The sequence below is a fragment of the Pseudomonadota bacterium genome (assembly GCA_013285465.1).
Classification (GTDB): domain Bacteria; phylum Pseudomonadota; class Alphaproteobacteria; order Micavibrionales; family CSBR16-224; genus CSBR16-224.
In genome coordinates, this window is record CP053449.1 from 602,907 (window position 1) to 628,331 (window position 25,425).

Below are 25,425 nucleotides of genomic sequence, written 5' to 3' on the forward strand. Positions count from 1 at the left end.
CGTTAACACCCGCTTTTCACAGTCTGGAAAAATTTTCAGTAATTTGCAAGCCGGGTTTTTTATGTTAGAAAAAAGGGATATGCGTTATTTTATTCATTTTTTCAAGGGAAATGCGGGCATGCAAAGAATTTTGACCGGTTTAATTTCATCTGTTTTCGGGATCATGCTGTTTGCACAAACAGCCGCGGCGCAGTCCGTTGACCATTCACTGGATGAAGCGTTTAAACCGGTTTCTGACAAGGTGCAGTCCATTGTTTTCTATTCCGTTAAAATCTTCAAAGGTACGGAATTTGAACAAAGCGCGCCGCTGATTTTGGCCTGGCTTGTGATGGCGGGGCTGTTTTTCAGTTTCTATTTCGGTTTCGTCAATGTGCGCATGTTCGGCCATGCGCTGGATTTGCTGCGCGGAAAATATGATAAGGAAGAGGGCGGTGAGGGTCAGATTAACCGTTTTCAGGCATTATCGACCAGTCTGTCGGGGACGGTCGGCCTCGGGAATATCGCCGGGGTAGCTGTGGCAATTTCCGTCGGCGGGCCGGGGGCGATGTTCTGGATGATGGCAATGGGCTTTTTCGGCATGTCGACAAAATTCACCGAATGCTCGCTCGCCGTTAAATTTCGTCACAAAAATCCGGATGACTCTTTTTCCGGCGGGCCGATGTATTACATCAGCGACGGCTTTGCGGAAAAGGGACGGACATTGGGGAAAATCGGACGGCTGATGGCAATGTTTTTTGCCGTTTGCTGTATCGGCGGCGCGATGGGCGGCGGGAATATGTTTCAGGCCAATCAGTCCTTTCAGCAATTTGTGAATATCACGGGCGGTGAAGCCAGCTATTTTGCGGATAAAGGCTGGCTTTTCGGTCTTATTCTGGCGGTGCTGGTGGCGCTGGTGATTATCGGCGGTATCCAGTCGATTGCCCGCGTGACATCGAAAATCGTTCCGTTGATGGCTATTATTTATATCTCGGCGGGGCTGGTGATTATTTTTATGAATATCACGGCCATTCCTGCGGCATTCGGCACCATTCTGCGTGAAGCTTTCGGCGTTGATGCGCTGGCGGGCGGCTTCTTTGGTGCCTTGTTGCAAGGTGTGCAGCGGGCGTCATTCTCCAATGAAGCAGGGATCGGTTCTGCGCCGATTGCACATGCCACGACCAAAACAAAAATTCCTGTCAGTCAGGGCGTTGTCGCCATGCTGGAGCCGTTTATCGATACGATTATGATTTGTACGATTACGGCGCTGGTGATTGTCGTCACAGGATCCTATAACAATGGCGGTAATATGGAGGGAGTCGAGTTGACGTCCCGCGCTTTTGCCAGCGCCTTTTCATGGTTTCCCTATATTTTGGGGATTGCCGTGATCCTGTTCGCCTTTTCGACAATGATTGCCTGGTCCTATTACGGGCTGAAAGCTTTCACTTATCTGGTCGGAGAAAATAAAATACTGGGCACGCTGTATAAGCTGGTGTTCTGCTCCGTCATTATTCTTGGCGCGGCGGCAAATCTTAGCAATGTCATCGGCTTTACCGATGCGATGATTTTTGCGATGGCACTGCCGAATGTGATCGGGCTTTATGTTTTGGCGCCCGGATTGAAAAAGGATTTGAAAGCTTATTACAAAGGCGTGATCAAGAAAGAGCATATTGCGGAAGAAAAAACCGCCGCCAAGGAAGCGAAAAAGGCGAAAAGCAAAGCGAAGCAATAGCGGCTGTTGCTTTTTACCGGAAAAGACGGTTATTATGCTAGGGTATGTGCTGTTCCACGGATAACCTGTGGTAGTGCATATCAAAACGATTTTTCTTTCAGGGAGGCGGCTTTGCCATGAGTGATGAAGACAACGATTTGCCGGAAGGCGGAAATGAGCCTGTTCAAGCAGCGGAAGCTTCGGAAGGCGGCGCAGATGATGCCGAATCCGGTGGTGTTGATTTCGCGGAAATGACAGATGAAATGATGAGCGCAGGTTTCGCGGATTCACCGAAGGATGTCGAGGCGATTTACGACATTCCGGTACAGATTTCCGCTGTTCTTGGTCGTGCAACCATGCAGGTCAGCCAGCTGCTGAAACTGGGACGTGGCGCGGTTGTCGAGCTTGACCGCAAAGTCGGCGAGGCGATCGACATCTACGTTAATAACCGTCTTGTCGCACGCGGCGAGGTTGTCGTGAATGAAGACCGGCTTGGCGTCACCATGACGGAAATCGTCAAATCAGACCGTACGCGGCAATAGCCGTCGTTATCTTATATTTTTATTGAGAGGCTGTCCGCAGGGGAATGGCAAAGGAAAAATCAGCATCGCAGGCGGATTCCGCCCCCGAAGGCGCGGATGTTCAGGTGAAGCTGCCGCAGGCCTCCGTGCTCAGGACGGTACAGAAACGCAAAGCGGATCTTTCCATTATTATCGGTTTACTGCTGGCGATCGGCTTGATCGTCGCAGCGCTGTTTATGGGCGGAACGCCGGAAGCCTTTCTGGATGCGCGGGCGCTGCTGATCGTGCTGTTCGGCACGCTGGCGGTGACGGCGGTGTCTTTTAACGGTGAAAATTTCAAAACGGCTTTTACCGTCATTGGCCGCGCCATGGTGCGGCATGAAATCAATTTCGAGCTGTCTTCAAAACAGTTGCTGGAACTGGCCTTGATCGCGCGGGCAAAAGGCTATCTGGAATTACAGAAATACGAAGCGCCGCTGCGTCATAACCGTTTTCTGCTGCAGGGGACGCAAATGCTGCGCGACGGCAGTACGGGAGAGGAAATCGCCCGTATGCTGGGGCGCGAGATTGATGCGCAAACCAGCATGTATTACAAAAGCGCGAGTATTCTGCGCCGTGCGGCGGAGGTTGCGCCGGCAATGGGATTGATCGGAACGCTGATCGGTCTTGTGCAGATGCTGGCTCTGCTGGATGATCCGGCCAGTATCGGCCCCAGCATGGCGGTGGCTTTGCTGACAACCTTTTACGGTGCGTTCCTGTCCACGGTTGTGTTTGCGCCGCTGGCGGCCAAGCTGGAGCATAACGCACAAAGCGAAGCGACGGAAAAACGCCTTGTCATCAATGCACTGATGTCGATGTCGCGCAAGGAAAACCCGCGCCGCCTTGAAATGATTTTGAACAGCATTCTGCCCCCGCAAAACCGTATCCGGTATTTCGACTGACGGGGGAAGGTAAAAGATTATGCGTCTAATGATCGTCGGCAGTCTCGAAGGACATATCAGCATGGCAGGCAAAATCGCCTTGTCACGCGGTGCTGACGTTATTCATTGCGAAGATATCGGCGAGGCTTTGGGCGCGCTGCGTGCCGGGCGCGGTGCTGACCTTGTCATGGTCGATGTGCGCCAGAATATCAGTGAATTCATCAAGGGGCTGGAGGCTGAACGTATCGCCGTGCAGGTCGTGGCCTGCGGGCTGGATAACGATGCCGCCGCCGCCGTGAAGGCCATCAAGGCCGGAGCAAAGGAATATGTGCCGCTGCCGCCCGATGCCGATTTGATTGCTGCGGTTCTGGAAGCCGCCTCGCAGGAAAACAGCGATATGATCGCGGGTGACCCCGCCATGAAAGCCGTGATGAAAATGGCTGACCAGATTGCCCCCAGCGAAGCAACTGTGCTGATTACCGGATCATCCGGTACGGGTAAGGAAGTCATGTCGCGCTATATCCACATGCACAGCAAGCGCAAGACCAAGAAATTTATTTCTCTGAACTGTGCGGCCATTCCTGAAAACCTGCTGGAATCCGAATTATTCGGCCATGAAAAAGGTGCCTTTACGGGCGCGGTGGCAAGGCGGATCGGGAAATTTGAAGAGGCTGACGGCGGCACATTGCTGCTGGATGAGGTCAGTGAAATGCACCCCTCCCTGCAGGCCAAGCTGCTGCGTGCCGTGCAGGAGCGTGTGATTGACCGTGTTGGCGGCAAGGAACCGGTCAAGGTTGATATCCGCCTGATTGCCACCAGTAACCGCGATCTGGCCGAAGAAGTTAAAAACGGCAATTTCCGTGAAGATCTGTATTTCCGTCTGAATGTCATTAATCTGCAATTGCCGGATTTGAAAGACCGTCCGTCGGATATTTTGCCGCTGGCAAAGCTGTTTGTGGAAAAATACACGGCAGAAAACGGGTTGCCGGTTGTGAAAAAACTCTCGGACGCGGCGATTGACAAAATGCAGCATTATCACTGGCCGGGTAATGTGCGCGAGCTGGAAAACACGCTGCACCGCGCCGTGCTGATTTCGACCGAAGACGAGATTGAGCCCGCCGCGATTATTCTGTCGGAGGCCGCGCCGGAATCCGCTGCCGCAGCGCCTGCCGCAAAAGCCGCGACGCCGCCCCCGCAGGAAGATGACGGCGTCGAAAACGCAATGGCGGCACTGGTCGGGCACAGTATGGCGGAAATGGAACAGGAAATGATAATGCGTACGCTGGATCATTGCCTCGGCAACCGCACCCATGCCGCCCGTATCCTCGGTATTTCCATCCGTACCTTGCGCAACAAGCTCAATCAATATGATGGCGACAATAAATCCGCATCGGGTTGAGCCTGTTTGCACGTTTTTTCGCTATATTCCCGCCCTTTTCCCGTGTTAAGATAACAGTGCGGAACTCTTGGGTTTTGCAAGCGAAGTGACAGGTATAATAAAAACGGATTACAGTCTTTATGGCTGATGACAGCTTACAAACAGCGGGAGCCGGTAAAGGTTTCGGCTTCAAAATGCGCGGCGATGTTGTCTTCGCGCTGCTGATCGTTTGCGTCATTGTTGTCCTGATTTTGCCGATGCCGACATGGATGCTGGATATCAGCCTTGCCTTGTCGATGAGTTTTTCCGTGCTGATTTTGATGACGGTTCTGTTTATCGAAAGGCCGCTTGACCTTAGCTCATTCCCGACCATATTGCTTGTTGCCACTTTGGTGCGGCTATCGCTAAACCTTGCCTCGACCCGTCTTATTCTGGCTAATGGCCATGAGGGACACGGTGCGGCGGGGCAGGTGATCGAGGCATTCGGCGCCTTTGTCATGCAGAATAATTTCGTGATCGGGATTATCGTTTTCGGGATTCTGGTGCTGGTGAATTTTGTCGTTATCACCAAGGGTTCTGGCCGTATCGCCGAGGTCTCGGCGCGTTTCAGCCTTGATGCCATGCCCGGTAAACAGATGGCGATTGATGCCGATTTATCCGCAGGACTGATCAGCGAAGATGAAGCCAAGCTGCGCCGCTCGGAACTGGAACAGGAAAACAAATTCTTCGGCTCCATGGATGGTGCCGCGAAATTCGTCCGCGGTGATGCCATTGCCGGATTAATGATTGTCTTTATCAATGTCATCGCCGGCATGATTATCGGTATTGTCCAGAACGGATTGACGTTGGGCGAGGCGGCGGAAACCTATACGCATCTGACGGTCGGTGACGGTCTGGTTAGCCAGATTCCGGCGCTGATCGTTTCCATCGCCGCCGGTATGCTGGTGTCGAAATCAAGCGTGTCGGGTTCGGCGGATAAGGCGCTGTTCGGTCAGCTGAGTCGTTACCCGCATGCGCTGGCGCTGAGCGCCGTGCTGATGATGGCGCTGGCGGTGTTGCCGGGTGTGCCGTTTTTCCCCTTTATGCTGATGTCTGTTGTGACAGGTTTTATGGCCTTTCAGGTCTTCCAGCGCTTTGATCGCGAGGAAGAAGAAGTGCGGATGCAGGAAGAGGCCGAAGCCGCCGAGAAACCGCCCGCAGAAGAGCCGATTTCCAAAACGCTGGCGATTGACTACATCCGGCTGGAACTTGGTTATGCCTTACTGCCGCTGGTCAATAATGAAAGCCCCGATGCTGCGCGCCTGACCGATCAGGTCAAAGGACTGCGCCGCCAGCTGGCAGAGGATATGGGCTTTGTTCTTCCCTCTGTCCGCATTCAGGATAATCTGCAGCTGCCCTCCAACACCTATGTGATCCGTATCAAGGAAATCGAAGCAGGACGCGGTGAAATCCGCCCCGATATGCTGCTGTGTATGAGCCCGACAGGCGAGGATATTGACCTGCCCGGCGATGCCACCCGCGAGCCTGCTTTTGGTCTGCCCGCGATGTGGGTCAGCAAAGATTACCGTGAGGAAGCACATTTCAAAGGCTATACGGTGGTTGATCCCTCGACGGTAATTACGACGCATGTGACGGAAATCGTCAAAGACAACATGTCGGAGCTGTTATCTTATGCCGAAACGCAGAAGCTGCTGGATGAATTACCGCCGACGCATCAGAAACTGGTTGCGGATATCGTGCCGGGGCAGATTTCCGTGACGGGTATTCAGCGCGTGTTGCAGAATCTGGTGACCGAGCGCATGTCGATCCGCGACCTGCCCGCCATTCTGGAAGGTATTTCCGAGGCGGCGGCCTATACCAATAACCTGACCATGATTACCGAACATGTCCGCGCGCGTCTGGGACGCCAGCTGTGCCATCAGAATGCCAATGCCTCGGGCGTGCTGCCGCTGGTGACGCTCTCGCCTGCATGGGAACAGGCATTCTCGGAATCGCTGATCGGTGACGGGGAAGACAAACAGCTTGCCATGGCACCGACGAAATTGCAGGAATTTATCTCTGCCGTCCGTACGGTTTATGAACAGATGGCGATGCAGGGTGAGGCACCGGTTCTGTTAACCAGTCCGGGCATCCGTCCCTATGTCCGTTCCATTGTCGAACGCTTCCGTCCGCAAACGGTGGTGATGTCGCAGAATGAAATTCATCCGCGCGCACGTATCCGTACTTTGGGACAAGTCGCTTAAAAACAGTTTTATATCTTAAGATTTGTTGCGGCGCAGATAGTTGCGCAAGGCGCTTTGCCGCATCGTGGCGGCAGGCATATCGGCATTTTTGATCTGTGCCAGATGCCCGATGGCATCTTCTTCCGTCCAGCTGTTCTCATCAACCTGTCTTAAGAAAGGTGCCAGATTTTGCAGGCGGAAATGTGCGCTTAATCCGCGCTTTTCGATGCGTGTTCTGGCTTCGCGCAGCAGCGGCGGCAGGGCGGATTTTTTCTCCGCATAGTGCCGTTCATTGCGGAATGCGTCATTGTCATTGGCTGTCTCCAGGCAGTCACGGGCATTTTCGCGCAGCTTTGTGACAAGGTCATGATCGCTCATTGCACGTGGAGACCGGTGGTAAGCTGATGTGGATTTGATATCCAGTTTGATCATGTCACCGCTGCGTAGCAGATCGGTTTTGTGTTCATTCTCATAGAACCATTCTTCGATCGCCTCTTCCAGCATGGCGCGGTCTTCCAGCGGGCCGGTATAGTCAAAAGCGGTGACGAGTGACATATAAGCGGCGTTATTGCCGCTGTCGAAAAAATTAAAACTGATATCATGCCCGCCGACGACACCTTGAAAACTCCACGCGAAGCGTTGCTCGAATTCGCAGGGTTGGGTGTTGATCTCTGTCAGGGTCAGTTTCATTGTGTCCGTCTCGAAATTGCTAAAGGGGGAGCATTTCTATCACGGCAGAGGACACTCTGTCAAATCGGAGGAAAAACCAAAGCTGTAAATCAGGGGGAGGGGCGGCCCGGCTTGCGGTTTTTGATATAGTTGCGCAACGCGCCTTGCTGCGCCTGATGAGACGGGTCGTCATTGGCCGGTGTTTTGTTGCCCGTATCCTTTTGTTCAGGCAGGGCGGCGAGCTGGCGGGCGGCATGATATTCCGTCCATGTGCTTTTCGGACAGTCATTCAGAAATGCGGCGACATCTTTCAATTGCGGATGGCTGTCTGCGCCGTCTTTGTCGATGCGTTTTTTCGCTTCGTCCAGAATTTTGGTGATTTCGCGCTCGCGCCCTCCGAAATAGGAGGACATGCGGTAAGCATCGGCATCTGCCCAGAAGTCCATATAGGCTTCGGCATCCGTGCGCAGTTTGTTTACGAGCTTGGCATCGCTCATATTGCGCGGTGCTTTCTGATAGGCTTTTGTTTTTTCCGGCTCCAGCGTGATAACATCGCCGACTTGCAGGGACATAACCTTGCGCTCGTCGCCGCCGATCCAGTCTGTTAAGGCTTCTTCGATAATATCGTCATCATCGGCATCGCCGCCTTCATAATAGAAATAGCTGAGCTCTGCGTCATAGGCGTTTTCCGGGCCGCTGTCATCATATTCAAAGCTTACTTCCGCGCCGTCAATGATGCCTTCGACAGAGCATGTGCTGCGGTTTTCCCACTTGCTTTTCTCTGTGACGATTTTGGTGATGTGCAATTCCATCAGAAAGCTCCCCTGTATAAGCATTATGAACCAAATGAGGATAAGGGGAATATGTCGCTATGTCAATGTGATATTGATTTTAGGTGCCGGTTTTGCTTTTGCTGTCAGGGCGGCCGAAGCGGGTGCGAATATAGTCATGCAGAATAGCCTGAAACTCTTCTGCGATATTGTCGCCACGCAGCGTATGCGCCTTTTTGCCGTCGATAAAGACCGGCGCAACCGGCGCTTCTCCCGTTCCGGGCAGGCTGATGCCGATATCGGCATGTTTGCTTTCGCCCGGCCCGTTGACGATGCAGCCCATGACCGCGATGCTTAAATTCGCAACGCCGGGATAGGCGGTTTTCCACATCGGCATTTCTGCGCGGATGTAATCTTCGATTTCACCGGCCAGTTCCTGAAAGACGGTGCTGGTCGTGCGTCCGCATCCGGGGCAGGCGCTGATTTGCGGCGCGAAAAAGCGCAGCCCCATGCTTTGCAGAATATCCTGACAGGCCAGAACCTCTTCCGTGCGTGACTCGCCGGGGCGCGGCGTCAGGGAAACGCGGATGGTATCACCGATGCCTTCCTGCAATAACACCGACATGGCGGTGGCGGAGGCAATCAGACCTTTGCGCCCCATGCCTGCCTCGGTCAGCCCAAGATGCAGGGCGTAATCGCTGCGTTCCGCCAGAGCGCGGTATACGGTAATCAGATCCTGCACGCGGCTGACTTTTGCCGACAGGATAATCTGTTCACGTTTAAGCCCGATTTCTTCGGCCTGCGCCGCGCTGTCAAGGGCGGAGCGCACCAGCGCTTCACGCATCACTTCATCAGCGGATTTCGGATCGGCGGATTGTCCGTTTTCATCCATTAATGCCGCCAGCATTTTCTGGTCAAGGCTGCCCCAATTGACGCCGATGCGCACGGGGCGGTTATGGCGGACGGCGGCTTCGATCATCATTTCAAACTGGCCGTCGCGTTTTTTGCCGAAACCGACATTGCCGGGATTGATGCGGTATTTATCCAGCGCTTCGGCACAGGCGGGATATTCGCTCAGCAGCTTGTGGCCGTTGTAATGAAAACAGCCGACCAGCGGCACATCAATACCGTCTTTCAGCAGCAGGTCTTTGATGACGGGCACGGCAGCGGCGGCGGCTTCGGTATTGACGGTAATGCGGACGATTTCCGACCCGGCGCGGGCAAGCTCTTTTACCTGTGCGGCAGTCGCTTGTGCATCTTCGGTATCGGTATTGGTCATGCTTTGCACAATAACGGGAGCATCGCCGCCCACCATGACATTGCCGACGGTGACAGCTTTTGTTTTATGCCGTATAATATCTTGCAGCGCGACCATGAGAGAGCGTTCCGTTTTTTGTTCAAAAATCGATTTTCGATAAGCCTATTGATACAATGCCGCATCTGAAATGTAAATTAAAATCAGGGCTTGCGAAGCACATCTTTGCTTAAGGGAGATACCGGAAAATGGCTGTAATCTTGATGATGATGTCGGTGCTGGCATGGAGCATCTATCCCGTTATTGCCGCATGGGGGGTGGAGCAGATTGCGATTTGGGAGTTTATTTTCTTTTCGCAGGTTTTCAGTATCGGTTCGGCATGGTTGTTGCTGCAATTGACCCCCGGCGCAAGCAGTGTGCCGTATAAGAGGTTTTTCGCCTATGAGCGTAAAGATAAATTGCGGCTTTTATACAATGTGATCGCGTTTCTGGGCTCGCAGCTTTGCCTTTTGGGGTCTTTTGCCTATATCACGAAATCCGGTGCGACAATCGCCTTTGAAACATGGCCGATTTTTGCCATGTATCTGACACCGGTCTTGATGAAAAAATCATGGGAGGTGATTCCGGCGCGTGATTATATGTTCGCAATTATCGCGCTTGCCGGTGTGGTTTTTATCCTCTGTCCCGAGGTGAGTAACAGTTTTTTTATCGGCGATAATGTCACGATGCTGCATTACGGTGCTATTCTTTTGCCTGTGTTCGGCGGTTTTCTGATGGCGGCAGCGTCGGCTTTCAAGGCAAGCGTGGCGCAGAATATCGAAGTGAAAGGGCATCCGGTTATTTCACTGCTGTCGATGCAGGTGGCAATGGGCTGGTATTTTCTGCCGATTACAGGAGCATTTGCGCTGTTCTGGCCGGGGCAGGAAAGTGTTTATACGGCGCAGAATATTTTTGCGCTGGCGGTGGTCGGTATCTTTATTCTGACGATGGGCGCGCTGTTTTATACATGGTCGCTGCTGCGGGCGACACGGTCGAATATTACGGTTCTGTGGTATTTTGTACCGGTTTTTTCCGCCGTCTGGTTCTGGTGGACGGGCACATCCGCCGTCACCGATTACATCATTATCGGTGCCATTCTGGTGATCAGTTCCAATCTGCTGATCTCGACCAAAGCGGATAGCAAATGCGCCTATATGACGACATTGGTCAGTCTGCTGGCAGTGGGGATTTTTTGCTATTTTACCGACGGTATTCCGGGGCTGGATGATTATTACGAGGCGATTGGCGTGCCGATTGTCTTTTTTGTCATTCTGGTCGCCTTTACGATGGACCGCCTGATCCGCCGTGATGTGACGGAAGAAAATCTGGCCATCAGTATTTTGCACAGAATATTCCAGAGCAAAAATATGACCAAGGCACACCGGAAGATCGTGGTGGAAAATGTGACGCAAATGCTGCGTACCAATAATGTTGAGAAAATCAACGCGCTGTATAAAAAAATCATCGCGATTAAGTATAAAAATCTTGCAGATGTTGCGGAAGATATTGACCGTCTGGCGCTGTCAAAAACCCAGAATACGAATTTCGGGGATTTGTTTGTAACGGCACTGATCGCCTTTATGACGGTCGGTGTGACCATCGTTTTCCGTATCGGTGATTTTGTTGCTGACGCTTTTTGCATCGGCATGACGGCTTCTGTGGTCTTTATCTTTTTCACGATTGTTGATCTCAGCAATTCCCGCAAAAGCTTTCATCTGGAGTTCAAGGAAAACGGCGAGCGTGTATTGGCGGATGAGGTCACGCGCGATAACAGCAGTGACATCATTCTTTCATCCATTTTGATTTTTATGCTACTGACGGCCTTTACCGGATTGCTTTGGTATAAGCATTATGGCTTTTAAAAAGGCTTACCGGTATTTCAGGCACTTCTTGGGATCGCAGAAATTGTCGGCTTGCCCCATTTTTCCGCGTGAAGCGTTCCATTCTGAGCCGCCGCGATAGGGGGATTTGTAATAATCATAATAGCCGTAACATGTGGCGACAAAAGAGAGTAAAAACCCGATAGACCAGAATGTGATGTGAAATTTATTGGCTTTTGCACTGCGGTCTTTATCTGCCATCGCCATGACGAAATAGGTGCCGGTATAGGCCAGCACCGTGCTGACGACGGCAATCCATAAGAAATGATGCTGGAAAATTTCCAGAGAGTTCTGGAAGGAGTTGCCCAGAATGAGTACGGCGGCACTAATTGCTCCGCCGATGGCGGCGACAAAAGCTGCTTTGATAAAATTCCCGGTTAATTTTTTAAATGAAAATTTTTGTGAGGCGCTCGACATATATGAATTCCGCTTCATTCCAGTAAAAACTTTTGTAAAACAGGGGTAATCTGTCTATATATCATTTAAGAATAGCTATGAATCCGTTCACGGAAAAGGATTATTTTTGATGCTGTCCATACGCGTTTTGACATTATTCCCCGATATGTTCCCCGGTCCGCTGGCGGGCAGCCTGTCGGGAAAGGCTCTGGAAAAGGGAGTTTGGTCACTGGAGGCTGTGGATATTCGCGGCTTTGCCGAAGATGTCCACAAAACGGTTGATGACACGCCCTTTGGCGGCGGCGCAGGGATGGTGATGAAGCCTGATATTGTCAGCCGTGCCGTGGAAAGTGCTGTACCGCGCGGACGGATGGTGTTTTTGTCGCCGCGTGGAAAGCCGTTGACGCAGGAGATGGTCAAGGAATTTGCGGCGGAAGAGCATCTGACATTGCTGTGCGGCCGTTATGAAGGGCTGGATCAGCGCGTCATTGATTATTACGATATGGAAGAAGTCTCGATCGGTGATTATGTGCTGTCAGGCGGAGAGCTGGGGGCAATGGTACTGATAGATGCCTGTGTGCGCCTGCTGGACGGTGTGATGGGTAATGCCGAAACGCCGGATGAGGAAAGCTTTGAAAACGGGCTGCTGGAATATCCGCATTATACCCGCCCGGCACTGTGGGAAGCGCCTGATGGCAGCAGTTATCCGGTGCCGGACATCCTGACATCGGGGCATCATGCGAAAATCGCGGCATGGCGGCATGAGCAGGCGGAGTCCCTAACGGCGGAAAGGCGTCCTGATCTTTGGGAGGCTTATACGCAAAAAAAAGCGGCGAAATCAAAATAATGCTTGTATTTTTGCCCGTTTTTCGTTAAAAACCTGTTCTGTGTGCGTGTCGGCCCTATAAGGGTCGTATTTTGATATGAAAACCATATCCGCCAATCAACGAATAAAGAGAACCGCCACCGCGCGAAAATAAATACGGTGATAACGGGTTCCGAAAACAGGAATGGTGAAAGGATTATTTAAGATGAATGAGATTGAAAAATTTGAGCAGGAACAAATTGCAAAGCTGACGGCGGAAAAAGAAATCCCCGATTTCAGCGCCGGTGACACGATCCGTGTCAATGTCCGCGTTATCGAAGGCGCGCGCGAACGTATTCAGGCCTATGAAGGTGTCTGCATCGCCCGTAGCGGCGGTGGGTTGAACCAGTCCTTCACAGTCCGCAAAATCAGCTATGGTGAAGGTGTGGAACGTGTCTTCCCGCTTTTTAGCCCGCGTATCGAATCGATTGTTCTGGTGCGCCGCGGTGATGTCCGCCGTGCGAAACTGTACTATCTGCGCAGCCGCCGCGGTAAATCCGCGCGTATTTCCGAGCGCACGACAGGTCACGGTCTTGATACCAAAGACAGCAAAGTTGAAAATGTTAAGTCGAAAACTGCGGCCAAAGTCAAAAAGGCTGAAGAAAAAGCGGCAAAAGCCAAGAAAGTTGCTGCCGGCTGAAAGCCTGACGGTGAAAAGATTTAAAGAGAGCCGGACATATGTTCCGGCTCTTTTTTTATTTACCGTGTTGTGATTGGCGGCGGCTGTGCAGGATGCGCATGGCGTTGCCTGCGGCGGCAATTGTGCGCTGGGGCATGGCGGAAAAGCGGCTCTGCTCTGCGCTCAGCGGTCCGTTCGAGCCGGAGACAACCGTGCTGACCATACGTGATGTAAAATTAAAGGTCTGGGACAGGACTGCGCCTTCGGGTGTTTTTTCGCTGGTCGTGACGCTGTTATGCCCGGTCCGGGTGAAATTCTCATATACCGGATACATCCGCTTATAGACCAGCCCCATTAGTTCCTGATTCTCGGTTTTCCTTGCCCAGTCCCACAGGCTTTCTTTCTTGTAATTCAGGATATAGGGGTCGGCATCGCGATCCAGCAGCAGGGCGGCCGTTTTCGGCTTTTGATGGTACACCGCTTCATTGACGGCGGTATCGCCGTCTTTATCCTGCGCATTGATGTCGATATCGGTATTATCCAGCAGCCATGTGATGAAATCCATGTCACCGCGGGATGCGGCGCGCATCAGCAGTGTGTATTGGTCATCGCCCGTCAGCTTGGCATCCGCACCGGTCAGAATGAGTTTTTTGACATTTTCTATTTTGCTGTTTTTCTGCGCGACAACAATCGCCGGATAGCCGTCGCTGTTGCGGATATTCAGGTCAATGCCCAGCTCCTGCCATTTTTGCGCGTCAAATTCCTCATCGCCGCGTAGCGCATTCCAGAACTGATCTTCAATACTGAGCGTGTTTTCAACAGCTTCGCTGTTTATGTTGGAATTTTCTAATCCACCGCCGGATCCGGGCATTTGTTTTCACCTTTAATCCATCATGTAAACGAAAAATATATAACATAATAAAGTGATATAGTCAAATATTTAGCCCTTGCCACAAGGGGCGCTTCTTCATAGAATAGGCGCAATTTCACCGACGCGCAGAGGTAAAGAGGGATGGGACAAAGCATGTATATCGGCATTGATCTTGGCGGCACAAAAACGGAAATCGTCGCGCTTGACCGTAAGAATAATGAAGAGCTGTACCGCAAACGCGTACAAACGCCGAAAAAGAGCTATGATACCGTCATCCGCACGATCGCCGATCTGGTGATCGAGGCGGAAAACTATCTGAAAAAAACCGGTACGGTCGGTATCGGTATCCCCGGCGCGATTTCACCGCTGACCCGCAAGGTCAAAAACGCCAATCTGCAGGTATTGAACGGCAATTCGCTTGAGGATTCTCTGGGAGAGCTGCTGCAGCGTGAAGTACGCTGTGCTAATGACGCCAATTGTCTTGCTTTGTCCGAGGCGATTGACGGTGCGGCGGCAGGATATTCCGTGGTGTTCGGCGCTATTCTGGGGACAGGTTGCGGCGGCGGTCTCGCTTTTAGCAACAAGGCATGGGCCGGCAAGAATTTCGTCTGCGGCGAATGGGGGCATAATCCGTTGCCCTGGATGACAAAGGAAGAATATCCGGGGCATAAATGCTGGTGCGGTCAGGTGGGTTGTCAGGAACTGTATCTCTCAGGTACCGGCTTTGCGCTGGATTACGCCATCAAAAACACCAAAGGCAAGGTCGTGACGACAGGGGCGGAAATCATCAAACGCATGCATAACGGTGAATCCGCAGCCAAGGATTGCTTTGACCGTTACATCAACCGCCTGTCCCGCGCCTTGGCAACCGTCATCAATCTGCTGGATCCCGATGCGATCGTGCTGGGCGGCGGTATGAGCAATATTGACGAAATTTATGATCTTGTCCCGCAGCAGCTGCCAGATTATGTTTTCGGCAAAGAAGTCATGACACCGATTTTGCGTAACCAGCACGGCGATTCAAGCGGTGTGCGCGGCGCGGCATGGCTGTTTGCGGAAGATAAAGGCTGGAAATAAATTCTTTTGAAGAGAATTGTAAAAACATATAAACATTGCCAAGCCTAACGGAACATCCGCCTGAAAGCGGAGGCAAAGAAATGCTTACGGTGTGGCGGTTCCGGATTGACCGGATTAACCGCATTGCCGCCTTCCGTGAAAAGCTCTCCCTGCAACATCTGCTTTATGGCCGGTTTCAGAAGATTATTCGCAACCAGTGTTGCGCGTACTTTCGCGACATTGTCTTCGTCCTGTCCCGTCCAGGGGCGGTATAAAACAACCTCGACGGTTTTCTTCTGTTGGCTGCGAACAACTTTGCCGTCACTCATGCGGTAGGTGGCGGTGTCATGCATCTCGATATTTTTCGGGCGGTTCGTGACCGCTGCGCATTCATCCCAGAATATCGTGCGTGCCTCTATATCCGGTGCGCTGCTGGGGTTATCTTCATCCTTGAAGGCGCGCCAGAACCAGTTGCGGAGGGGCTGGTGCAGTTGGAAGGCGCGCTGGTAGAGCGTAACGCCTTGCGCGGCTTCAAAGACGCTGCCCAGTGTCACCTCCATTGCTTCCCCTTTATGGCTGCCGCTTAATTTTGCCGCAGCAAAGCGGCTGCTTTTTTCCTTTTTTTTGTCACCCCATGAGGCATTGTAACGGTTGTCGGAATCCAGCAGTATCTTGAGGCCGATTTCCTTGCCGCTGTCATCCAGCATACGGATTACACCGGTATTGTTGCCGCTCAGATCATTTGATCCTTGTCCTGTTTCAGAGAATAATTTTTCCAAATCGCCGACAAGTTCGGGACGGTTGTCATCTTCAATATAATGTTTGTAAAGTTCAATTCCGGGATAGACGGCAATCGTGAAGGGGAGCTCGCTCTTTTCTTCCAGCGGGTGCGCTTTATCGTCAATCCAGCCAAGAGGCTGCAAAATTCCCGGATTCATCAAATCCTCGATATCGGTATGTCCGATACGGATAACGACGCCGTGACTGTCGAGGAATAGCATATCGTGATGCGTACCGCGGAAAATTTCCTCATCTTTCGGATAGGGCAGCCCCATCCTTTCCAGCACCTCTTTGACGCGGGATGCATAAGGCTCGTCTTTCATATAATCGGTGCTGCGGTAGTCTTTGCGGATATATTCGCCGGATTTATGATCGGTGCGGCATTTGCCGTATGTGAAGCCGGTTGCGGCTTTTGGTGCGGAATCCGGCACTGTCGCCTGTTCTTGTGCTGTGTCGTTTTGCCCCTCATCGGCCATAGGTAACACCCCTGTTACAACTGTTTTTCGTTTCCCTATATTACATAAAAGAAAATAAGAAAAACTTAACGGCGGGGCTTTTTCTTCTTTACCTTGGCGGCTTTGTTGACGGATTTATGCAGAAAGGAGAGTGCGCCGTTGCGCAGCTTTGATTTCAGCCCTTGCGAAATTTTGCTTGTCCAGGGCGTGTTCAATTTGACGTTATCGACGGTAAGTTCGGTACGGGTGACGGTCAGTTTGCCGTCCTCCGTAATGACGGATGTCCAGTGGCTCAGCGCCAGTTTCTTCGGTGCTTTGGTGACGGCGGCACATTCTGCCCAGAAATCCGTGCGGGCTTGTTCATCAGGCTGCGTCCCGTCTTTGAAGGCGCGCCAAAACAGGTTGCGCAGCGGCTGATGTTTCTGAAAGGCTTTTTGAAACGGCTTGGCATTCTTGGCACTGCGAAAAGCATCGCTGAGGGTGATGGCAAGGGCGGCGCTTTTATCCGCTGTTTTTTTCAAAGCCGCAGCGAATTTTTCCTTTTTGCTTCTGATTTTCTGCGGGTCGGAAGAATTATATTTATCATCCGGGTCCAGCAGGATTTCGACAACGACTGTTTTGCCGTCCTCATCTGTAATATTGATAATGCCGGTATTGCCTTTGCGGTTGATGTCGCCGGTTCCTTGTCCCGTTTCAATCAGGATATCGCGCAGCGCGCCGGCCAGTTCCGGACGATTCTCTTCTTTCAGATAATTTTCGTAAAGCTCGATCCCCGGATAGATGGCAATGGTAAAAGGAACATCCTTGCCGCCGCGATTGATGGTCAGGGCGGGGTCTTCCAGCCAGCCCAGCGGCTGCAGAATACCGGGATTGATTAGATCGGTGACATCAGTCGGACCGATGCGCAAGACAACGCCGTGGCTGTCCAGAAACAGCAGATCATGGTGGGAACCGCGGAAAATTTCGCTGTCATCAGGTTGCGGCAGGCCGAGCTTGTCCAGCATGTCACGGGTTTTTTCGGCATAAGGCTCGTCCTTCATATAGTCCGTCTTGCGGTACCAGCGGCGGATTTCCTTGCCGTCTTTGCGGTCGGTATAGCACCAGCCATAGCTGAAGCCGTCTTCGCCTGTTCTTATGTCGTTATGATCTTCGGCCATACCGGGTCTTCTTTTTACACATGATTATATATTACATAATATACAACATACGCGTCAAAAAGACAAATGGAAACCGCCTCAGCCGGGGCGGGTAAAGACAAAATCGCTATCCGTGGACAGCTCCGGCCGGTATTGATAGCCGCCATCGGAAAAGTTCTTCAGCTGCTCTGGTGTGTCGATGCGGTTTTGGATAATGTAACGCGCCATCGCACCGCGTGCGCGTTTGGCAAATAATCCGATTACCTTCGGCGCGCCGTTTTTGATTTCCTTGAAATGCGGGGTGATAAAATCCGCGCCCAGCGCCGCCGGTTTGATGGCTTTGATATATTCGTTTGAGGCAAGATTTATGACGGCCTTGCCCTGCTGTGCGCTGACATCGTCATTAACGGCTTTGGTCAGGGCATCCTGCCAGAAATCATACAGATCCTCGCCTTTCGGATTGGCGAATTTCGTGCCCATCTCAAGACGGTAGGGCTGCATCAGATCCAGCGGGCGCAGCAGCCCGTAAAGACCGGATAAAATTCTTAAATGCTCCTGCGCATATTTTAAATCATCACCGGACAGCGTATCCGCATCCAGCCCGACATAAGTATCACCGCGAAAAGCATAAGCGGCCTGTTTGGCGTTCTCGGGCGTAAAGCGCGGCTGAAAGTTCTGGTAACGCACATAATTCAGCTCCGCCAGTTTGTCTGATAATTTCATCAGGCGTTTCAGATCGGCGCGGCTTAGTTTCTTGGCCAGCGCAACCAGCTCACCGGTTTGTTTTTGAAAGCGCGGTTCGGTAAAGTCTTTGCAAGGGGCGGCGCTGTCAAAATCAAGTTTTTTTGCGGGCGAAATTAAAACAAGCATGATCTGTTGTCTCCTTAAATGCGGTTTTTGGCGCTTGCGGGGCGGATAATGATTGCCCCCAATCATGCCAAAAGGCATGATAAGAGTCGATGTTTTTTGTCTGTCCTGTGAAAGGAATACCATGCTATGAAGCTTCACCCCACACCGGAATCCCCGACACTTGTCATGCATAATATGGCTTCCTTGCGTGAAACCGCAGGCCAGCCTGTGATTAAATTCGGTTTTGGCCAGTCACCTTTTCCGCCGCCGGCGGTGGTGATTGAAGCATTACGCGCCAATGCCCACCGCCATGACTACACGCCTGTTGCGGGTATTCCGGCATTAAGGCAGGCGGTTGCCGCGCATCACAAGCAATTCGACGACATTGACTGCACGGATAAAAATATCCTGATCAGCGCGGGGTCCAAGGCGCTGCTTTATGCCGCGATGGCAGCTTTTCAAAATGCGGCGGTGATTATTCCCGCCCCTGCATGGGTGTCCTACGGGCCGCAGGCTGAATTGATCGGTCATGAGATTGTCCCCCTGCCGCGTATGGCAGGGAAAGACTGGCGGATTACGCCTGATGATTTGCAACAAGCAGCAGATCAATGCAGCGCAGGGCGTGATAAAATCCTGATTTTCAATGCGCCGGGAAATCCTGACGGTATTTGCTATGCGGCGGACGAGCTGCAAGCGCTGGCGGAAGTTGCACGGAAAAACGATATGCTGGTTATTTCGGATGAAATCTATGGGCGCTTGCATTTTGAGAACGCCCATTTAAGCATGGCGCGTTTTTATCCTGAAAAAACCGTCGTCACATCCGGTCTGTCAAAATGGGGCGGCGCAGGCGGCTGGCGTCTGGGGACGGCAGTTGTACCGGAAGCTTTGTCTGATTTGCGGGATGCGATGCTGGGGATTTTGTCCGAAATCGTCTCTTGTGCGCCGACGCCTATACAGATGGCGGCGCTGACCGCTTATCAGGACAGCCCCGAAATGCAGGATGCGCTGACCCGCCGCCGCAATATTCTGAAAGCAATCGGGACACATAGTTACGAGGTGCTGACATCTGCCGGGATCGGCTGCACCAAACCGGAAGGCGGCTTTTACTGCTTTGTCGATTTTATGCCGATGCAGGATGTTTTTGCCAAGCGCGGGATTAAGGATTCCTACGGCTTGTGTGAAGCCCTGCTACAGGAAACAGGTGTGGCGCTTTTGGCCGGTCAGGCATTCGGTATGGCGCCGGATTATCTGTCGGCGCGGCTGGCCTTTGTTGATTTTGACGGACGCGCAGCGCTGGACGCGGCGAAGACGGAAAATGTCGATGAGGCATTCTTACAAAAATATTGCGGTAAAACCTGTCAGGGACTTGCTGCGATCAAGACATGGCTGGAAGGGCTGAAATAGGAAGGCGGATTCCGCACACCCGTATGGAAAAGCACAAAACAAGCAAAACAAAAAGCCCTGTTGCAAAAGCCGGGCTCGCAAGCCAAAGGGCAAAGAAAACAGGTGAGAAGGTGCTGCGCATCAATCTTGAAAACCTGAAAATCAGCCCGCGTTTTGCGCTGTTTATCCTTAGTCTTCTTTATCTTTATGCCGAGCTGGTCTTTAACCTGTTGATGCTGGATGCTGCGGGAACCAGCATGACGACCCCGCGGGAAATTGATGACATCCAGTTTTTCGGACGGATGACATCGGCTTTCGGTTTTACGCTGCTGGTGCTGGGCCTGTTTGCAAAAAACGGCTTTGTCCTGAAAACACCGACCGATTGGCGCGTGGCATGGGCAACGGTCTTTCTGTGTTCCTTTCCGTTATTTCTGACTTACGGCGATATTATTTTCGGAACAATAACGGGACGCGGCATCCATGATGCCTCCGTGAATCAGGAAATGCACTGGTCTTTTGTCACGATGGGCGGCTGTGTCATATTCCTTGCAACGCGCGGCAGTAATGCCGTTTTTACGATTTTCGGCATTGTGATGATGGCCTTTCCGGCCATGTTTTCAGGGCAGAAATTGCTGGTGGAACGTTACGTTGTTTCCCCGACATCATGGGAACAAAGGCTGGTTGCACGTCATATGCTGATGGCGCGCAGCAGCGCCGAGGAATGTATGATTAAACTCGGCACGCTGGATTTGTGTCATGTTGCGATCAAGAATGATGATCTGCGCAGTTTGAATGCGGTTTTCGCGACCTATATGGCCTTTGCCTATAAGGAGGTGCTGGCGGAACTGGAGGCACAGAAAGAAACCGTGCTGTGGAACATGGTGATGAAAAACACATGGTTCGGCGTGGATGAGGCCTATACGCGTTATCTGTACAAAATCGAAGACGCGAATAAGGCGGTACAGATGCAATACGAAAATGTGATGGGGCAGTATGCCAAGCGTAAAACCCGTTTTATGCAGACGCTTTACAGCCAGTATACCGAAGCGTCTTCACGTTATTACCGTGCGCTTGACCACCGCAAGGCGCAGGAAATCGCCGCAGATGCCTGGGAAAGAATTGAGAAAAAGAAAAATGAAGGCTGGGATCAATACCGGCGTGCCGCTGTTAATTACAATACGTCGCTGGACGGAATCGCGCGGGACATCAAGGCAAAGCTGATGCGCGTTTATAATCTGTCGCGCTGTTTCGAAGCGCATTGTGAGCGTGAAACGCGGCAGGCCTATAATTTGCTCTATGTGGAATACGGGGCCTATGCGAAAGAGCTGGAGAAGGCGTGCGGCGGCGATCTGATGGAGCATCCCTGCGCGTTGACGGAAAAAGAGATTGCGGATTATCTTCACCACAAAAAAGATCCGGAATTTATTGCATCCAGCGGTCTGCCGCCTGATCTGGACACGCGCGCGGCGTTTTTGGCGCATGAGAAAATAAAAGAAAATACTGATACCGCCATCAGGGAAGCCTTTGCGGCGGAGCTGGAAAAGCAGAATATCAGTCTGCGGAATGAGAAAATACCGGTGTTCCTCTCGCAGCAGGATATCGAGAATTATATCATGCGGAAAATGCAGGAACGTGCCGATCAGAAATGGGCGGCACTGGTTGCCGGAAGTCTTGGGTTTTACGTGCCGCCGGGCTTAAGCTGGGAAGAGTTTTTTGCCGTGCTGGATGAAAAGCCGGCGATGATTAAATTGCGTAAACAGGCGGAAAGCATCCCGCCGCCGCCGGAGGTTGAAGCTCTGAACCGCGAGCAATTTGTACAAAAATACATCATCCCGGAATACCGTTCGGAGGCGATTAAATATTTTGATGAAATCAAAAAAGAAGGACCGGAATACGCAAACGGACAACGTCTTGCCAATCAGGGCAAGGATTATGTGCGCGCCATGTTTATTCCGTCAATTGCACTGGGATTGTCGCTGTTTATCGCGATTTTGACGATCGGAAAAAATATAATCTTTCTGCTGTCCTATTTGTTTAAATTTTCCTATTTTGCGCTTGGCGGTGCAGCGGAGAAATTCCGGCGGGCGGAGACGGGTTTTTATACGCTGGCATGGGGGATTTTCGCGCTGCTGTTTTCCTTGCTGGTGGTTTTCAGCCACAATGTCTATACCGAAAACGAGACTTATAAACTCTATTATCAGCGGGTGGCAGAGCGTTCGAAACCGATTGCCGTCGGTCTGGATACGATTGTGCGTATGCAGCCGATTATTTACGGGCAGGGGCAGAAAGTCGTCGATTATCTGGGAGGATTGCGCCGCTAAAAGCAGCGGCGCCGCGCCCCGCCGCGACAGGCGGCAGGGCGGGTGCACAAAAATTATTTTTTTGTCTTGGTCGGTTTCTTGGCGGCAGGCTTTTTCGCCGCAACTTTCTTTGCTGCGGGTTTGGCGGCTGCTTTTTTAACAGCAGGCTTTTTTGCCGCAGCTTTCTTGGCAACAGGTTTCTTGGTAACGGTTTTCTTTGCCGCGGGTTTTGCAGCCGCTTTTTTAACGGCAGGTTTTTTGGCGGCACTTGTCTTCTTGGCAGTAGAGGCTTTGGCGGTTTTGGCTGCTGTTTTTGCAGTTTTTGTCGCCGTCTTTGCAGCAGTTTTCTTAGCCGGAGCAGCTTTCTTTTTTGCCGTCGCGGGTTTGGAAGGCGTCGCCGCCTTCTTGGTCGTCGCTTTTGTGCTCATAGAGATATTCCCCTGAATGTTGCGTTGAAGATGCAGCCGCGGTGCAGAACGCACATGGCTACAGCTTTTATTATACCATAATTGCGAATCGGATATATGGTTTTTCTGCAACAGTGCTGCAACATTCTGCATTTTTATTTTGCAGCAATATGGCATCTTAAAAGTGTATTATCTTTATAATATCGCTGAATAATTCCGCGCCGCCGGATGGGGGGATTCCTTATTTTCCGCGCGTGTGTTTGCGCCATGCGGAAACGTTGCGGTTGTGCTCTTTTAGCGTTGCGGCAAAAGCATGGCCGCCGCTGCCATCGGCGACAAAATACAGGTAATTGTGTTTTTCAGGATGCAATGTCGCCACAATGCTGTCATAGCCCGGATGGCAGATCGGTCCGGGCGGCAATCCGGCAATCTGATACGTGTTGTAAGGATGGGCAAGGGACAGGTCTTTTTTGTAAAGCGGACGGTCCATCGGTTTTTTGCCGCCGTCGGTCAGCGCATAAATCACCGTCGGGTCGGTTTGCAGCGGCATACCGCGTTTCAGGCGGTTCAGAAATACGCCGGCCACGCGCGCACGCTCACCCGCGATACCTGTTTCTTTTTCAACGATAGAGGCCATGATGACGGCCTCCTCCAGTGTTTTGTAAGGCAAGCCGTCTTCGCGTTTTTCCCATTCCTCTTCCAGCATTTTGCTCATTTGCATCTGCATGCGCCGGATCAGATCATTGCGCGTGGTGCCGCGCGTGAAATAATAGGTTTCAGGGAAGAGTGTGCCGTCTTTCGGCACTGTTTCAATCTCGCCGGTCAATGTTTCATCCGCATTCAGCATGGCAATAATCTGCCACGAGGTCAGCCCTTCGGGAATGGTCAGGCGGTTCTGGTGCATCTTGCCCGAGACAAGAACATCGATCACTTCCGCAGCGGAGCTGTGGGCGAGAATATCATATTCCCCTGCGCGCAGCTGTTTATCGGCTTTTTTGATACGCGTTCCCAGCAGGAACACCCAGTCGTAACGGATGATGCCGTCATTTTTCAGCTGCCGTGCGATGGCGGGAACGGACGCGCCGGGGGCAATGAGTATGACACGATCTGTGTCAAGCGGGCCGGGTTTGTGTAATTCGTGATAGCTCCACAGCCCGGCGCTTGCGGCGACAATCACAGCCAGAATAAAAAGCGAAAACAGGGCGTGGAACAAAGCTTTCATCGGGAGGCGTTATATCCTCTTCACTGCGGTATGCCGCATATTATACTTTGCGGAAAACAAGTGAGGCATTGGTGCCGCCGAAACCGAAAGAATTCGACAGTGCAACATTGACCTGTTTTTCCTGTGCCTTATGCGGCACCAGATTGAAACCTTCGCAGGCATCCGAGGGATCATCCAGATTAAGCGTCGGCGGAACGATACCGGTTTCCATCGCTTTCAGCGTGTAGATGGCTTCAACCGCACCGGCAGCACCCAGCAGATGGCCGATGGATGATTTTGTCGAAGACATGGCGATGTTTTTGATGGCATCACCGAACAGTCTTTTCACGGCGCGCAGTTCAATATCATCGCCCAGGGGTGTTGATGTACCATGTGCATTGATATAATCGACATCATCGGCGGAAATTCCGGCGCGGCGCAAAGCATTCTGCATGGAACGGAAACCGCCGTCGCCGTCTTCGGCGGGGGATGTCACATGATACGCATCACCGGACATGCCGTAACCGATCACTTCACCGTAAATTGTCGCACCGCGGGCTTTCGCATGTTCCAGCTCTTCCAGCACAACAACGCCTGCACCTTCGGCAATCACAAAACCGTCGCGACCTTTATCAAAGGGACGCGTGGCTTTTTCCGGGCTGTCATTATATCCGGTGGATAAGGCACGGCAGGCGGCAAAACCGCCGACACCGATGCGGCTGATGGCGGCTTCGGCACCGCCGGCAACGATGACATCGGCATCATCCAGCATAATCAGGCGCGCGGCATCACCGATCGCATGCGTGCCCGTGGCACAGGCCGTGACGACGGAATGGTTCGGGCCTTTAAAACCGTATTTGATCGAGACCTGCCCCGAAGCCAGATTGATCAGGGAAGAGGGAATAAAGAAAGGGGAAATCCGGCGCGGGCCTTTTTCCTGTAAAATGATGGAATTGTCATGAATATTGATCAATCCGCCGATGCCCGATCCGATCAGCACACCGGTGCGGTTTTGCTGTTCCGGCGTCGCGGCAACCCAGCCGCTGTGTTCCACGGCTTCCTGCGCGGCGATCAGGGCGAAATGAATGAATTTATCCATTTTGCGCTGGTCTTTTGAAGAAATGTAATCCTCAAGCGTTAACGCGCCTTGCGCGGGAGCATCCTCCCATGATGTCAGCGGCACTTCCCCTGCGACCTGCGAGGGCATATCGGAAGGGTCAAAGCTTTTGATATTGCGGATGCCGGATACGCCAGACGAAATTTCCTGCCAGTTATGCCCGACACCGACGCCCAGCGGGCTGACCATGCCAAGTCCTGTCACAACAACGCGTCTCATGGGATATCGTCTTTCTTTATTTTTTATCTATTAGAGGCGAAAATCTGTACGCATAAAAATGCGGCTATACAAGTATAAGCAAGTATAGCCGCATTTCAATTCGTTTTAAGCCAGTCAAAAAGCGGCCCTTAAGCTGCTTCAGCGTTTTGCTGGATGAAATCGATTGCATCCTTGACCGTCATGATTTTTTCAGCGGCATCGTCGGGGATTTCCACGCCGAACTCTTCTTCAAAAGCCATGACAAGCTCAACCGTATCCAGGCTGTCTGCGCCCAGATCATCGATAAAGCTTGCGGAGTCCGTAACTTTGTCTGCTGCAACGTCAAGCTGGTCAACGACAATCTTTTTTACGCGTTCTGTAATATCGCTCATCGTATTTTTCCTTTCGCGAACTGTTTTACATTATAGTGATGAGAAACCTGAACCAGAAA

Annotated in this window: 23 protein-coding genes; 11 read left to right on the forward strand and 12 right to left on the reverse strand. The window is 52.0% G+C overall.

The features are described from left to right. The first annotated feature begins 118 nt into the window (after positions 1-118). From HND56_02935 to flhA, 5 genes are all read left to right on the forward strand, one after another. Positions 119-1,708 (forward strand): alanine:cation symporter family protein, encoded by a 1,590-nt coding sequence (locus HND56_02935; protein QKK04704.1) that lies wholly within the window; start codon positions 119-121, stop codon positions 1,706-1,708. Positions 1,709-1,938: 230 nt separating this feature from the next. Next, positions 1,939-2,229 (forward strand): flagellar motor switch protein FliN, encoded by a 291-nt coding sequence (gene fliN / locus HND56_02940; GenBank protein ID QKK06534.1) that lies wholly within the window; start codon positions 1,939-1,941, stop codon positions 2,227-2,229. Between the two features lie 44 nt (positions 2,230-2,273). Then, complete coding sequence (locus tag HND56_02945) at positions 2,274-3,149, forward strand: biopolymer transporter ExbB (GenBank protein ID QKK04705.1); 876 nt, start codon at positions 2,274-2,276, stop codon at positions 3,147-3,149. Positions 3,150-3,168: 19 nt separating this feature from the next. After that, on the forward strand, positions 3,169-4,527 hold the full coding sequence (locus HND56_02950) for a sigma-54-dependent Fis family transcriptional regulator (GenBank protein QKK04706.1): 1,359 nt from the start codon (positions 3,169-3,171) through the stop codon (positions 4,525-4,527). A 119-nt stretch (positions 4,528-4,646) separates the two neighbouring features. Continuing rightward, a complete protein-coding gene (gene flhA, locus HND56_02955) occupies positions 4,647-6,749 on the forward strand; it encodes a flagellar biosynthesis protein FlhA (protein QKK04707.1) in 2,103 nt (700 codons plus the stop codon). Positions 6,750-6,764: 15 nt separating this feature from the next. Here flhA and HND56_02960 read toward each other — a convergent pair whose 3' ends face one another. The 3 genes from HND56_02960 to ispG form a co-directional block, all read right to left on the reverse strand. Beyond that, positions 6,765-7,418 carry a hypothetical protein gene (locus tag HND56_02960; GenBank protein ID QKK04708.1) on the reverse strand — a complete coding sequence of 218 codons (654 nt, stop codon included), beginning with the start codon at positions 7,416-7,418 and terminating at the stop codon, positions 6,765-6,767. 89 nt (positions 7,419-7,507) lie between these two features. Then, entirely contained in the window at positions 7,508-8,209 is a 702-nt protein-coding gene (locus tag HND56_02965; GenBank protein QKK04709.1) for a hypothetical protein, read from the reverse strand. Between the two features lie 79 nt (positions 8,210-8,288). Further along, on the reverse strand, positions 8,289-9,542 hold the full coding sequence (ispG, locus tag HND56_02970) for a flavodoxin-dependent (E)-4-hydroxy-3-methylbut-2-enyl-diphosphate synthase (protein ID QKK04710.1): 1,254 nt from the start codon (positions 9,540-9,542) through the stop codon (positions 8,289-8,291). 128 nt (positions 9,543-9,670) lie between these two features. Between ispG and HND56_02975 the strand changes: the two genes are divergently transcribed. Beyond that, positions 9,671-11,323: a DMT family transporter gene (locus tag HND56_02975; GenBank protein QKK04711.1), complete on the forward strand. Its 1,653-nt coding sequence runs from the start codon at positions 9,671-9,673 to the stop codon at positions 11,321-11,323. Positions 11,324-11,329: 6 nt separating this feature from the next. Here HND56_02975 and HND56_02980 read toward each other — a convergent pair whose 3' ends face one another. Further along, entirely contained in the window at positions 11,330-11,758 is a 429-nt protein-coding gene (locus HND56_02980) for a hypothetical protein (GenBank protein QKK04712.1), read from the reverse strand. A 109-nt stretch (positions 11,759-11,867) separates the two neighbouring features. Between HND56_02980 and trmD the strand changes: the two genes are divergently transcribed. Together trmD and rplS are read left to right on the forward strand one after the other, a co-directional pair. Beyond that, entirely contained in the window at positions 11,868-12,584 is a 717-nt protein-coding gene (trmD, locus tag HND56_02985; GenBank protein QKK04713.1) for a tRNA (guanosine(37)-N1)-methyltransferase TrmD, read from the forward strand. 184 nt (positions 12,585-12,768) lie between these two features. Then, positions 12,769-13,242 (forward strand): 50S ribosomal protein L19, encoded by a 474-nt coding sequence (gene rplS, locus HND56_02990; GenBank protein ID QKK04714.1) that lies wholly within the window; start codon positions 12,769-12,771, stop codon positions 13,240-13,242. Positions 13,243-13,297: 55 nt separating this feature from the next. On the opposite strand, the gene HND56_02995 is transcribed toward rplS, so the two are convergent. After that, entirely contained in the window at positions 13,298-14,092 is a 795-nt protein-coding gene (locus HND56_02995; GenBank protein QKK04715.1) for an ankyrin repeat domain-containing protein, read from the reverse strand. A gap of 153 nt (positions 14,093-14,245) precedes the next feature. Here HND56_02995 and HND56_03000 point away from each other — a divergent pair, with 153 nt between their 5' ends. Then, a complete protein-coding gene (locus HND56_03000) occupies positions 14,246-15,169 on the forward strand; it encodes an ROK family protein (GenBank protein QKK06535.1) in 924 nt (307 codons plus the stop codon). Between the two features lie 44 nt (positions 15,170-15,213). On the opposite strand, the gene HND56_03005 is transcribed toward HND56_03000, so the two are convergent. The 3 genes from HND56_03005 to yaaA form a co-directional block, all read right to left on the reverse strand. Further along, the gene (locus tag HND56_03005; protein QKK04716.1) at positions 15,214-16,404 is read right to left on the reverse strand and encodes a hypothetical protein; all 1,191 of its coding nucleotides are present in this window, start codon (positions 16,402-16,404) and stop codon (positions 15,214-15,216) included. A gap of 65 nt (positions 16,405-16,469) precedes the next feature. After that, on the reverse strand, positions 16,470-17,540 hold the full coding sequence (locus HND56_03010) for a hypothetical protein (protein ID QKK04717.1): 1,071 nt from the start codon (positions 17,538-17,540) through the stop codon (positions 16,470-16,472). Positions 17,541-17,618: 78 nt separating this feature from the next. Next, positions 17,619-18,389, reverse strand: coding sequence for a peroxide stress protein YaaA (gene yaaA / locus HND56_03015; GenBank protein QKK04718.1), 771 nt, complete (start codon positions 18,387-18,389; stop codon positions 17,619-17,621). 126 nt (positions 18,390-18,515) lie between these two features. Here yaaA and HND56_03020 point away from each other — a divergent pair, with 126 nt between their 5' ends. Further along, positions 18,516-19,772, forward strand: coding sequence for an aminotransferase class I/II-fold pyridoxal phosphate-dependent enzyme (locus HND56_03020; GenBank protein QKK04719.1), 1,257 nt, complete (start codon positions 18,516-18,518; stop codon positions 19,770-19,772). A gap of 23 nt (positions 19,773-19,795) precedes the next feature. Further along, positions 19,796-22,072, forward strand: a complete 2,277-nt coding sequence (locus HND56_03025) for a hypothetical protein (protein ID QKK04720.1) — start codon at positions 19,796-19,798, stop codon at positions 22,070-22,072. 53 nt (positions 22,073-22,125) lie between these two features. On the opposite strand, the gene HND56_03030 is transcribed toward HND56_03025, so the two are convergent. The 4 genes from HND56_03030 to HND56_03045 form a co-directional block, all read right to left on the reverse strand. Beyond that, positions 22,126-22,479: a histone gene (locus tag HND56_03030; protein ID QKK04721.1), complete on the reverse strand. Its 354-nt coding sequence runs from the start codon at positions 22,477-22,479 to the stop codon at positions 22,126-22,128. 220 nt (positions 22,480-22,699) lie between these two features. Next, the gene (mltG, locus tag HND56_03035) at positions 22,700-23,680 is read right to left on the reverse strand and encodes an endolytic transglycosylase MltG (GenBank protein QKK04722.1); all 981 of its coding nucleotides are present in this window, start codon (positions 23,678-23,680) and stop codon (positions 22,700-22,702) included. A gap of 40 nt (positions 23,681-23,720) precedes the next feature. Beyond that, positions 23,721-24,995: a beta-ketoacyl-ACP synthase II gene (gene fabF / locus HND56_03040; GenBank protein QKK04723.1), complete on the reverse strand. Its 1,275-nt coding sequence runs from the start codon at positions 24,993-24,995 to the stop codon at positions 23,721-23,723. Positions 24,996-25,123: 128 nt separating this feature from the next. Then, the gene (locus tag HND56_03045; protein ID QKK04724.1) at positions 25,124-25,366 is read right to left on the reverse strand and encodes an acyl carrier protein; all 243 of its coding nucleotides are present in this window, start codon (positions 25,364-25,366) and stop codon (positions 25,124-25,126) included. Between the last annotated feature and the right edge of the window lie 59 nt (positions 25,367-25,425).